Consider the following 12,375-nt stretch of genomic DNA (forward strand, 5'->3'; position numbering starts at 1 on the left):
CTTGTGTTCTCCGCTCATTTCATTTGCTGATACCTCTAATGATGTCCCAGATAATGCTCTAGTTCCTAGTCAAGAACAAGTAATTGAAAGCAGTCCCATTATTGATGGATCAACGACTGACTCACAAGAAAATACCTCTGATATCTCCACTGAAGGTCAGAATGGTACAGAAACAACCAGCTCAATTCAAGAATCAGACGCTGAAAAACTTTCAAGTACCGAAGAATCTGCAAAAGTCGAGCAAGTAGTTGAAACATCTACTACTGAATCGACAAAGGTTGAAGACACAACGACTTTAGAGACGGAAGCTGCAATAATTCCTGAATTAGTCGAAAAGAAAACCATCCCCTTGACAGCTAAACGAGCTGCAACAATAACTGTGCCGTTAGAGACTCCACCCGACGAAAATGGTGTTACTCAAGGGCTGTTTCCTGAATATCTTCGCGAATTCATAAGCAATAATAAAGAGTACGGTGTAAGCGAAAAAGAACTAAAGAGTTACACTGACAAAGATTTAGAGACGGCTTTCTCTCTGTTCGCCGCCTACAGTGGAGACATTAAATCTATGAGCCTTGACAAATACGTAAAAGTACTGCGTATGATTTATCGCGACAAAGTCATTTCAGTGGCTGATTTCGAAAAAGCTCTATCATTTAACTTGAATTCGCTTGAATACACAACAAGCGCTGAATTAGCAAAGGATCTGGACAAATTACAGTTCTATTTGCGAACACTTTATTCTTACGAAGACGGCTTTTTCCCAATGCGTACCTTCACAAATGAAGAAATGCTGCGCTATTTAGATTACTTCAGCGCATTTGAAGAAGAATTAGGTAAACGGAACCACTTTTTCTCAGGCTTTATCCATTGGCTGTATTACACTCAGAATGAAGCCGATCCTACTAAAGGAGATAGCCTAATCGTGGTAATTGGATCTGGCCCGAATGAACTGTTCACTCTTGAAAGAACGGAGCTAAACGAAACAGCTAAATCAAAGATCGAGTCTCTTGCTGTGGCTTCGACTATTCCCAACACAGCTAAAAGAAACAACTTAGCTTCAACACCACAAGCACAGCAAGCAGTCGGACAACAGAATAGTCAAAAGAAATATCCTGCGACTGGAGAAAATAGCAATCCAGCGCTTACGCTTTTAGGGATCGTGTCGTTCTTGACCGCCGGTATCATAATCTTTAAACAGCGTACTCATTCGTAATCGCTTAAAAAGGAGAACAAACAGATTCAGCATCTGTTTGTTCTCCTTTTGTTTTAAACTGCCACAGCCTTCTCATTTTTCAAATGCTGCAATTTCTTCTTATAATAAGCAACTTCATCCTCAGAGGAATAAATAAAGTGTCCTGGCGCAATTTCTCGCAAAGAACGAGCCTTTCCATCATGAGGTTCTGTTTGATATTTTATACGTCGTCGTTGACGCTCATGATCGGGATCAGGCATCGGAATCGCAGACAATAAACTTTCGGTATATGGATGCACACCATAATGATAAATCTCGTCACTACTTCCGACTTCTAATAAATGACCATTATTCATAACGCCGATGCGATCGCTAATATGTTTCACCATTGACAGGTCATGTGCAATGAATAGATAAGTCAAGTTATGCTCTTTTTGCAAGTCCTGCAATAGATTTACGACTTGAGCTTGGATCGATACGTCCAAGGCCGAGATCGGTTCGTCACAGATAATGAAACGCGGACGTACAGCTAAAGCACGAGCAATTCCGATCCGTTGTCGCTGTCCTCCGGAAAATTCGTGGGGATATCGTGTCCCATGACTTGGATTCAACCCAACTGTCTCTAACAGATCATTCACGATTTTGTCCCGCTCTTTTGGTGTTTTAGCCAAACCATTTACATCGATACCTTCTGCAATAATATCTTTGACTTTCATCCGTGGATTTAATGAAGCATACGGATCTTGAAAGATCATTTGAACATCACGACGAAATTTGGTTAGTTCCGCTTTTCCATGAATTTCTGTTACATCTTTACCATCGAAAAGTATTTCGCCATCTGTTTGCTGGTTCAGGCGAATAATCGTCCGACCCGTGGTTGATTTTCCGCTGCCAGATTCTCCTACTAACCCGAAAGTCTCCCCTTCATTAATATGAAAGCTCACATCGTTTACGGCGCGGACTTCATTTTTACTGCCGGTATTAAAATACTGTTTCAGATTGTTTACTTCTAATAATCGTTTTTCCATCGTAGTCCTCCGTTTCTCTCGCTAAAATTAAGCGGAATATTGGTCTTGCTTCTTGCGAAAAATATCCCAACGTCGTTGAATCTCAGCTGGAGGAGTGACTACGGGTGCTTGCGGTGCAAGCAGCCAAGTCGCTGCCTTATGAGTATCAGAAAGTTCAAAAAATGGCGGTTCCATTTCTGCATCGATCTTTAATGCAAACTCATTACGGGGATAAAAAGCATCGCCCTTTGGTGGATCCAATAGATCCGGCGGAGAACCAGGAATCGCATATAAGCGATCATTCTCGCTTTCCAATGTTGGCATTGAGCCAAGTAATCCCCATGTATATGGATGTTGCGGGTTATAAAAGATTTCTTCGGCTGTACCAACTTCCACGATTCTGCCTGCGTACATTACTGCTACTCGATCAGCAACATTTGCTACAACCCCAAGGTCATGAGTAATAAAGATGATTGACGTTTCTATTTTTTCTTGGATTTCTTTTAGTAATTCTAAAATTTGTGCTTGGATCGTCACATCGAGAGCTGTGGTCGGCTCATCAGCGATCAATATCTCAGGGTTGCAAATCAAAGCGATAGCGATAACGATCCGCTGGCGTTGACCACCAGAAAATTGGTGCGGATAATTTTTCAAACGTTTTTCTGCATCAGGAATACCAACTAGATTCAATAAATCAAGAGCTGCTTTCAAGCTTTCTTTTTTTGAAACATTTTTATGTTTACGCAAAGACTCTGCCACTTGTTTACCAATCGTCATGGTTGGATCAAGAGACGTCATGGGATCTTGGAAGATCATCGCAATTTCTCGACCGCGAATCTTTTGCATTTCTTTTTCTGATTTATCGACAAGATCCTGTCCTTTGAATAAAATCTGCCCTTCATCAATATTGGCGTTACTAGAAAGCAGACGCATGATCGTGCGGGTGGTAACGGATTTACCGCTGCCCGATTCTCCTACGATTGCTAAGGTTTCTCCTTTATTCAAATCAAAGTCCACACCACGAATTGCTCGAACCTTTCCGGCATAGGTGTCGAATGAAATATTCAAGTTATTTACTTCTAAAATTTTTTCCATAAATCGTCACTCTTTCATTTTCGGATCGAAGGCGTCACGCAGACCATCGGCTAACAGATTGAAACAAATCATGATCAGTGAAATAGTCACCGCTGGAATCCACCTGTCTCTTATACACATCTAGACTTTAATACGAGATAGGAGCATGCACATGAATAGTAAAATTGTTGTTTTAGCTGGTGATGGTATCGGACCAGAAATTATGGAGAGCGGACTAAAGGTTTTAGCCGCGGTAGAAAAAAATTGCAGCAGTACCTTCGAACTAGAGAAAATGCCCTTCGGAGGTGCAGGCATTGATGATGCTGGAGCTTCACTACCAGAAAAAACATTAGCTGCTTGTCAGCAAGCAGATGCGATCTTGTTAGGTGCGATTGGCGGACCTAAATGGGAGAAAATGGATGATACTCCGGAAAAAGGATTACTGGCGCTTCGGAAGTCCTTAAACTTATTCGCAAATATCCGGCCAGTCTCAGTCTCTTCCGCCCTGCTGCATCTTTCACCTTTAAAGCCAGAAATTATCGAAGGAACTGATTTAATTATCGTACGGGAACTCAGCAGCGGCATTTATTTCGGAGAGCCTCGAGAGTTACAAGAGACGATGGCCTATGACACTGCGCGGTATCAAAAAAGCGAAATCGAACGTATTGTTCATTCAGCCTTCAAAATTGCACAGGGGCGCGGAAAAAAGGTGACCTCCGTAGATAAGGCAAACGTGCTGGCTTCCAGCAAATTATGGCGGGCAACGGCGGAAGAAGTTGCAAAGGATTATCCCGATTGTCAACTGGAACATCAGTATGTTGACTCAGCAGCAATGAAATTGATCCAAAATCCAAAAGCTTTTGATGTGATTGTTACCGAAAATCTTTTCGGCGATATTTTGAGTGACGAAGCTTCCGTACTGCCTGGTTCATTAGGTGTATTGCCTAGTGCGAGTCATAGTGACGGCGGCCCTTCTCTTTATGAACCGATCCATGGTTCGGCGCCAGATATTGCCGGAAAAGGCATCGCCAATCCAATCTCGATGATTTTATCCGTAGCAATGATGCTGCGTCAATCATTCCAAGAAGAACAAGCTGCCCAAGCAATTGAAAAAGCCTGCGATGCAGTTTTATCAAAGGGATTATTTACTCACGATCTAGGCGGAAAAGCAACAACAACCGAATTTACAGATGCGGTGATTCAAGAATTAACTGATCCCGTTTCATGTTAAGGGAAAATCTAGTTAAATAAGGAGCGAAAAATATGGGAAAAACACTATTTGATAAACTATGGGACCGCCACGTCGTCCACGGCGAAGAAGGTGCTCCGCAATTGCTTTATATTGATCTGCACTTGATTCATGAAGTTACCTCTCCTCAAGCCTTTGCAGGAATTCGCGAGGCTGGTCGGACGTTGCGTCATCCAGAACGGACTTTCGCCACGATGGATCATAATACACCGACTGTTGATATTTTTAATTTTACTGATCTAGTAGCAAAAAAACAGATTGATACGCTTAGAGATAACTGCCAAGAATTTGGTGTTCAGCTTTGCGATAACGGCAGCGACCGACAAGGAATCGTCCATATGGTGGGACCGGAAACTGGATTGACGCAGCCAGGCAAGACGATTGTTTGCGGTGATTCTCATACAGCGACCCATGGCGCTTTTGGCGCACTGGCTTTTGGAATTGGAACCAGTGAAGTAGAGCACGTTTTTGCTACTCAAACGCTATGGCAAAATAAACCTAAAAATATGGGAATCAAAATTACTGGCAAATTACCGAAAGGTGTTTATGCCAAGGATATTATCTTGGCGTTGATTGCCAAATACGGTACGGACTTTGGTGTCGGATATGGAGCTGAATTTTATGGAGAAGCAATTGAGAATCTATCCATGGAAGAACGCATGACGATCTGTAACATGGCAATCGAGGGCGGGGCGAAAATCGGATTGATCGCACCAGATGGAAAAACCTTTGACTATGTTGCAGGCCGGCAATACGCTCCGAAGAACATGGAAGCGGCGATCAAAGATTGGAAAGAATTATATACGGACGATGATGCCGTCTACGACAAAGATTTGACGCTAGATGTTAGCACACTAGTGCCTTTCGTGACTTGGGGGACCAATCCTGAAATGGGGGTTCCTTTTGATGGCACCTTCCCTGCGGTTACTTCTCCTGATTTGCAGAAAGCCTATGATTACATGGACTTGAAACCGGGTCAAACACCATCAGATATTCCAGTCGGATATGTCTTTATTGGTTCTTGTACAAACGGACGTCTGTCGGATCTCAAGGAAGCCGCGAAAATCGTTGAAGGAAAAAAAGTTCACGATAATGTTACCGCCATCGTCGTTCCCGGATCGCGACCCGTTCGTCAAGCGGCTGAAAAAATCGGCTTAGATAAAATTTTTAAAGAGGCTGGTTTTGAATGGCGCGAACCGGGCTGCTCGATGTGTCTTGGGATGAATCCCGATCGCGTGCCTGCAGGTGTTCACTGTGCGTCAACATCTAATCGAAATTTCCAAGGACGCCAAGGAAAAGACGCGCGCACACATCTTTGCAGTCCAGTCATGGCAGCACTAGCTGCCATTCACGGAAATTTTGTCGATAGCCGTAAGGAGGTCATCTAATGGAGAAATTTACGATCTATACAGGAAAATCTGTCCCTTTGATGAATGATAATATCGATACCGATCAAATCATTCCTAAAGGCTTTTTGAAGCAAGTTGATAAAGCTGGTTTTGGCAAACATCTTTTTGACGAATGGCGCTTTTTAGAAGATGGTTCACCTAATCCCGATTTCATTTTGAACACACCAGAACGAAAAGGCGCAACGATCTTAATTTCCGGCGAAAACTTCGGCTCGGGCTCTTCACGGGAACATGCGGCTTGGGCCATTCAGGATTATGGTTTCAAGGCAGTGATTGCCGGCAGCTACAGTGATATTTTTTATATGAACGCTTTGAAAAATGGTCTCCTGCCGATTCGTTTGGATCAAGCTGTACGGGATATTTTAAGTCAACTACCGGCTGATCAAACCATCACTATCGATTTGCCTAAGCAGGAAGTTCAAACTCAAGAGGCCAACTATGCCTTCCAAATTGATCCAACATGGAAGGAAAAATTGGTTGAGGGTTTAGATGATATCAGTATCACTTTGCAATATGAAGATGAAATCGAAGCCTTCGAGAAAAAAATGCCAACTTATGAATAAACAAGAAAACCAGATTATAACTTTCGCTTTGGAAAGTCTTACCTGGTTTTCTTTGTTTTATTAATTTACGACCTGTTCTTGTACGTACTGTGCGTAAAGCGGATGAGTCGCGATCAGCTCATTGTGAGTGCCGTGACCAGTTACTTCCCCTTTTTCAATGAAGTAAATATGATCGGCATCTACAATCGTTGATAACCGGTGAGCGATCACTAAAGTTGTCCGCCCTTCCATTAATTGATCCAAGGCACGTTGAACTTTTTCTTCTGATTGCGAATCCAAGCTGGCGGTCGCTTCATCCAGCATCAAGATTTTTGGATCACGTAAGAAAGCTCGAGCGATGGCGATCCGTTGTTTTTGTCCGCCGGATAATTTCACTCCGCGTTCACCTAATTCGGTTTCTAATTGCTCGGGGAATTCACGAACAAATTGATCTGCGTAAGCTAATTCTAACCCATGCCATAATTCTTCCTCTGTTAGTGTCCGCTCCAATCCGTATTGCAGATTCTCACGAATGCTTCCAGCAAATACAGCACTATCTTGAGAAACATACCCGATCTGAGAACGCCAGCTCGTCAAGCTAAGATCATCAATCGTGTCATCACCGATTTTAACAGCACCTTTTACTGGTTGATAGAAACGTTCCAATAATGCAAAGATCGTGGATTTTCCGCCGCCGCTTGGTCCGGCAAATGCGATCACAGTATTAGGTTTTGCTTCAAAGGAAACGTTTTTTAAGATTGGACGATCTGCTACATATTGAAAAGTTAGATTTTCTGCCTTGATCGTCTTTCCTGCGACATCCACAGTTTTTCCTGTTTCGATTGGTTCCAAGTCTGTTGTCAAAATTTGTTCGATTCGTTCTGTAGCTCCCATCGCCTTTTGAACTTGCGAGAAAAACATCGCGAAGCTGGCTGCCGGCATCATGATATTGAATAGATACAATAGGAAAGCAACTAAGTCTCCGCTAGTTAATGTTCCTGCTTGAACGCGAACGGCACCATAACCTAAGATACCTACAAATAAACCTAACATAACTGTAGTGATAATGGGCTGCAGCATTGCCTCAACCTTTGCATCTTTAATCCCTAAATGAAAGATTTTATTAATAAATGAGCCGCCGCTGGTTTTCTCAAATTTTTCCCCATTGCTGGCTTTGATTAAACGAATCTCAGACAGTTTTTCACTCGCTTCTGCATTGAAGTCAGCCGTCGCTGATTGCAATTGGCGGCCTAACCGAGACATGATGCGGCCGATTGGCATCATGATCAACGCCATGATCGGAACTGCCAAAAACATCATAGCCGCCATTTTCCAATCCATGACAAACAAGATAATCATCGATCCAACAAGTTGAATCGCCCCAGTAATAAAGTTTGGAAATTGTGTCGCTACTAAATCTTTAATTACCGTTGTGTCATTTACTAAACGCGAGCTGCTTTCACCCGATTTATGATCGTCGTAATAATCAACCGGCATCTGCAATAAATGACTCCATAATTTTTCCCGTAAAGTTTTAACAGCACTCTCTCCGGCATACCGTAGTAAGAAACTGCCGATTGCTCCGAAGGCTAATTGAGCCACGAAGGCTAAAACTAAAACAATCAGCATTGTTCGATCAATTTGTGCTAATTTGCTTGTATCGATCAAGCCTTTTGTTAACTGCGGTACGATCAAACTTGCTCCGCTTGTCAGCAAACTTAAAAACAAGCCGAGCGCAAACAATGATTTCTTAGGATTGACACTTAAAAGTAAGCGTAAAAAATCTTTCAATTTGTAACTGCTCTTTTTATTCTCGCCCTCAGAAATTCTTTCAGGCGCCATACTCATATCCCGATCCATAATTGGTTCCTCCTAGTTCACAGCATTAAAATTTCTGATTACGAAATTTCACTGCATCTATCATTTAAAAATCTTCCCATTCGGTGTCTTCTGAATCTTTGGTTTTATCAGATCTATCAAAGCAATCACGGTTGCCCCAGAAGTTGCGACGGAAATCATGTTGGAAATTGCGAGAAAAGTCTCGTGAGGCATTCCGCATCTCACGCTGCATTTGGTTCCGCATTCGATGCTGTTCTTCCCGCGAAAGATTTTGCCAATCCTCCGACCAGTTTTCAGCGAACTGTTCACGCATCGCTTGCATTTGTCGTAACCGGTCCATTGGATCTACAAAGCGGCCCGCCTGTTTTTGAAAATCTTCTTGCCAACCGGCAGAAATCTTTTGCAGGTACTCACTAAATTTCTCCTGTTCTTCCTCCGTCAAGCCTGCGAAAAAGCTCTCACTCATATCCTCGCTGACATAACTAAATTTTTGAGCTTTCTGTTTGCCCTTTTCAGTTAGGAAAACACGTTTGATCCGTTTGTCATGCTCTTCTTCTTTTCTTACGACATCGCCGCTTTTTTCCATCTTCTTCATTAATTCAGCCAATGAACTTGGACGAATATCTAAAATTTCAGCTAACTGGCTTTGAATCAAGCCGTCTTCTTTGGCTAAGATCGCCAACACTCGCTGCTGACCATTTAGTTTTTGCCGCTTGCTCATAAATGCATTACTAGCAGAACTGATAAATCGTAATTGACGCATCAAGTCTTTTGTAAATTCACTCATTATTAAAATCTCCTTCTTCATTTGTTAAAGTTCGGTACCTAACTTTATTTCGGTTTTCATTATAGTTCGGTACCGAACAGTTGTCAACAACTAAGCTGTATTTTCTTCTGAATCCATCATTTTTAATTTAGCCAATTTCATCTGGACTGTTTACTGATCAATCCAATCCATAAAAAAAGGATTCGACGAAATTCGCCAAATCCTTTTTGAATTAATGCTTATGTTGTTCTTCTTTAACGGGACAGCCGCTATCGCAATCTTCACAGGAGCTGCCATTTTTGATTCGCCGATAGACGATCACTCCAGCACCGCCGAAGATTAATACGCTCAAGATTATAGTTGCCATTCTTTCACCTCTTTGATCTCTTCAATCGTAATCGTCGGTGTTTTCTTAATAGGTTTTCTTACAACGAAGTAAATCATCGCTGCTAATACGATGCCGGCCAAGATAAAGCCAATACCGATCTCACCATTTTCAAAAATCACATGACCAAATTGATACACGATGAAACTTACAGCATAAGCCAATCCACATTGATAGCCAATCGCACGCCAAGTCCATTTGATATCGCCCATTTCACGATGAATCGCGCCAATCGCGGCGAAACATGGTGCACATAGTAAGTTAAATACCAAGAATGAATAACCCGCAATCGGTGTGTAGGCCGCCTGCAATGCTTTCCAGATTTCCACCCCGTCTTCTGCTACTTCAGCATGACGATATAGAATTCCGAATGTTCCGATCACATTTTCTTTTGCGACCAGACCAGTGATCGCCGCAACAGCTCCGCGCCAATCTCCCCAGCCTAATGGTGCAAACAACGGTGCAATCAAACCACCCAAAGCAGCTAGGATACTATCATTCTCATTCACTGATTGTAATGAGAAATTGTAGCTGGAAATAAACCAGATCACGATGCTTGAAACAAAGATGATTGTTCCTGCACGCTTAACAAAGGCTTTACTGTGATCATAAGTATAACGTATCGTATTACCGATTCTAGGCATATGATATACAGGAAGCTCCATGATGAATGGGGCTGGGTCGCCAGAAAAGAGTTTTGTTTTCTTCAATGCAATCCCTGATAAAACAATCGCGCCCATACCAACAAAATAGGCAGACGGTGCTACCCAACTGCTATTAGGGAAGAATGCACCAGCAATCAATGCAATGATCGGTAATTTCGCCGAACATGGCATAAAGGTAGTCAGCATCGCGGTCATCCGACGATCCTTTTCATTCTCGATCGTCCGGCTTGCCATAACTCCCGGCACTCCGCAGCCTGTAGCAATCAGCATTGGAATAAACGATTTTCCGGATAAACCAAATTTACGGAAAATTCGATCCATAACAAAAGCGATTCGGGACATATAGCCGCAATCTTCCAAAAGCGCTAAACATAAGAAAAGCACCATTAATTGCGGAAGGAATCCTAAAACAGCTCCGACTCCAGCAATAATCCCATCCAAAATCAAGTTTTGCATCCACCCGGCAACATTCCATGACTGTAAGGTTGAGCTGACGAAATTCGGTACAATATCGCCGAATAGGTTTTCATTCACCCAATCAGTCCCCATTGTCCCGATCGTTTGAATAGCAATATAGTAGATCAGCCACATGATTAAAGCAAAGATTGGCAGCGCTAAGAAACGGTTCGTTACGACGTGGTCGATCTTATCGGAGATAGACAGCTTAAATTGATCTTCATCAACCACACATAAGGTCTTTAAATGAGTAATAAAATTATAGCGTTCATTAATGACCAGACTCTCCGCATCTTCGCCGAAAATCTTTTCTGTGATCTTAATGATTTCTCCTATTTCTTTTTGCTGGATCGAGCTAAGATCTAAATCTTTTTTAGCTCGCTCATCTCGTTCAAATAATTTTAAACTATACCAGCGGCTATATTTCTCCTGCGCTGTACTGCCTAAAACTTCTTCGATCTCCTTCAGCGCGGCTTCTAAACGATTATCATAATGAGGAAAACTGACTTCCTCTACACCTTTTTTGATCAGATGCAACGCCTCATTGATTGTCTTATCCAGTCCCCAGTTTTTCAACGCGCTGATACCGACTACCGGCACGCCTAAAGCATAGGATAATTTTTCCAAATTGATTTGCTTACCGCTTTTTTTGATGATGTCCATCATATTCACGGCTACGATGACGGGAATCCCAGTCTCGATCAATTGTGTCGTCAAATAAAGATTCCGCTCAAGATTGGTTCCATCGATAATATTGACGATAGCATCAGGTGTTCCTGAAAGCAGATAATCCCGCGCCACGACTTCTTCAGGAGAATATGGCGAAAGCGAGTAAATTCCGGGAAGATCATCAATGATCACTTCAGAATCCTTCTTATAAATACCTTCTTTTCGCTCAACCGTTACACCGGGCCAGTTTCCAACAAACTGATTGGTTCCGGTCAAGACGTTGAAGGTACTTGTTTTACCACTGTTGGGATTTCCTGCTAAAGCAATATGTGTCTTCGCCATCTATTCCGCCTCCTTCGATACGACCACCATCTCTGATTCGTTTTTTCGTAAACTTAATTCATATCCTCGGACCCGCAGCTCGATAGGATCTCCTAAAGGTGCCAGCTTCACGACCTTCACTTGTGTCCCTTTTGTCAGTCCCATGTCCATCAAGCGGCGTTTTACTGCACCGGTACCGTGAACATTTACTACAACACCCTGTTCACCAGCACTCAACTGATCCAACGAGACCCATGTTTCTTGATCCTCCGTTAGGTCCTTCACAAGTATTTGTTTTAATAAAGACTGAGATAAAGCCAGCCGCGTATTATGTAATAGAATAATTCCGTTATCGCCAGATTGATTCACGACAGCAACTTTAGAGCCGACGATCATCCCCAAATCCTGCAGCCGATGCTTTAAATCATTTTCCAACTTCATTTCATCAACCTGAACGACTTGATTCAATGAAACATCTGCCAAAGTTGTCATACACTTCTCCACCTAACTCTAATTAATAATGAGAATCTTTCTCACTAAGAATAGCTTCATTTGATAGTAAAGTCAATAAATGGTCGGAGATTTTCTGCTTTTTGTGAGCAATTTGTTTGACAACCACTGATTTATTTGTTTCTAAATCTATTTTAGCGTTATTAAAAAAACTTTTTTCGAGTAAAAAAACATCTTATAACGCTTTTTTTATTTGTGTAAAGGGATTTTCCTTTGAAACTGTCCGTTTTCAGCTTTTTTGCAAAAAACACAAAGAGTAGTATACCAATATTCAACCACCACAATATATGG

11 protein-coding genes are annotated in these 12,375 nt (G+C 42.2%); 4 read left to right on the plus strand and 7 right to left on the minus strand.

Translation table 11 applies throughout. From position 1 onward, the window contains the following. Nucleotides 1-1,213: LPXTG cell wall anchor domain-containing protein (locus A5875_RS08480; RefSeq protein ID WP_176244643.1), on the plus strand; the 1,213-nt coding region annotated here is incomplete at its 5' end. Between the two features lie 53 nt (nucleotides 1,214-1,266). Here the strand turns inward: A5875_RS08480 and A5875_RS08485 are convergent. Together A5875_RS08485 and A5875_RS08490 are read right to left on the minus strand one after the other, a co-directional pair. Then, nucleotides 1,267-2,220: an ABC transporter ATP-binding protein gene (locus A5875_RS08485; protein WP_088933180.1), complete on the minus strand. Its 954-nt coding sequence runs from the start codon at nucleotides 2,218-2,220 to the stop codon at nucleotides 1,267-1,269. Nucleotides 2,221-2,247: 27 nt separating this feature from the next. After that, entirely contained in the window at nucleotides 2,248-3,294 is a 1,047-nt protein-coding gene (locus A5875_RS08490; RefSeq protein WP_088933181.1) for an ABC transporter ATP-binding protein, read from the minus strand. 151 nt (nucleotides 3,295-3,445) lie between these two features. Here A5875_RS08490 and leuB point away from each other — a divergent pair, with 151 nt between their 5' ends. The 3 genes from leuB to leuD are packed head-to-tail and all read left to right on the plus strand — an operon-like array spanning nucleotide 3,446 to nucleotide 6,494. Beyond that, nucleotides 3,446-4,504 carry a 3-isopropylmalate dehydrogenase gene (gene leuB / locus A5875_RS08495; RefSeq protein ID WP_088933188.1) on the plus strand — a complete coding sequence of 353 codons (1,059 nt, stop codon included), beginning with the start codon at nucleotides 3,446-3,448 and terminating at the stop codon, nucleotides 4,502-4,504. A 32-nt stretch (nucleotides 4,505-4,536) separates the two neighbouring features. Next, nucleotides 4,537-5,910 (plus strand): 3-isopropylmalate dehydratase large subunit, encoded by a 1,374-nt coding sequence (gene leuC / locus A5875_RS08500; RefSeq protein WP_088933189.1) that lies wholly within the window; start codon nucleotides 4,537-4,539, stop codon nucleotides 5,908-5,910. Next, a complete protein-coding gene (gene leuD / locus A5875_RS08505; RefSeq protein ID WP_088933190.1) occupies nucleotides 5,910-6,494 on the plus strand; it encodes a 3-isopropylmalate dehydratase small subunit in 585 nt (194 codons plus the stop codon). Before leuC ends, leuD begins: the two co-directional genes overlap by 1 nt. Nucleotides 6,495-6,554: 60 nt before the next feature. Here the strand turns inward: leuD and A5875_RS08510 are convergent, their stop codons facing one another. The 5 genes from A5875_RS08510 to A5875_RS08530 form a co-directional block, all read right to left on the minus strand. Next, the gene (locus A5875_RS08510) at nucleotides 6,555-8,333 is read right to left on the minus strand and encodes an ABC transporter ATP-binding protein (protein WP_088933191.1); all 1,779 of its coding nucleotides are present in this window, start codon (nucleotides 8,331-8,333) and stop codon (nucleotides 6,555-6,557) included. 64 nt (nucleotides 8,334-8,397) lie between these two features. Next, nucleotides 8,398-9,099 carry a MarR family winged helix-turn-helix transcriptional regulator gene (locus A5875_RS08515; RefSeq protein WP_088933192.1) on the minus strand — a complete coding sequence of 234 codons (702 nt, stop codon included), beginning with the start codon at nucleotides 9,097-9,099 and terminating at the stop codon, nucleotides 8,398-8,400. Nucleotides 9,100-9,310: 211 nt separating this feature from the next. Next, nucleotides 9,311-9,445 carry a FeoB-associated Cys-rich membrane protein gene (locus tag A5875_RS08520; protein WP_010740637.1) on the minus strand — a complete coding sequence of 45 codons (135 nt, stop codon included), beginning with the start codon at nucleotides 9,443-9,445 and terminating at the stop codon, nucleotides 9,311-9,313. Next, nucleotides 9,433-11,595 carry a ferrous iron transport protein B gene (gene feoB / locus A5875_RS08525; RefSeq protein ID WP_088933193.1) on the minus strand — a complete coding sequence of 721 codons (2,163 nt, stop codon included), beginning with the start codon at nucleotides 11,593-11,595 and terminating at the stop codon, nucleotides 9,433-9,435. The genes A5875_RS08520 and feoB overlap by 13 nt, the downstream gene beginning before the upstream one ends. Next, nucleotides 11,596-12,066 carry a FeoA family protein gene (locus A5875_RS08530; RefSeq protein ID WP_088933194.1) on the minus strand — a complete coding sequence of 157 codons (471 nt, stop codon included), beginning with the start codon at nucleotides 12,064-12,066 and terminating at the stop codon, nucleotides 11,596-11,598. Between the last annotated feature and the right edge of the window lie 309 nt (nucleotides 12,067-12,375).

It is taken from the genome of Enterococcus sp. 3H8_DIV0648, assembly GCF_002140655.1.
Lineage (GTDB): Bacteria > Bacillota > Bacilli > Lactobacillales > Enterococcaceae > Enterococcus_A > Enterococcus_A hulanensis.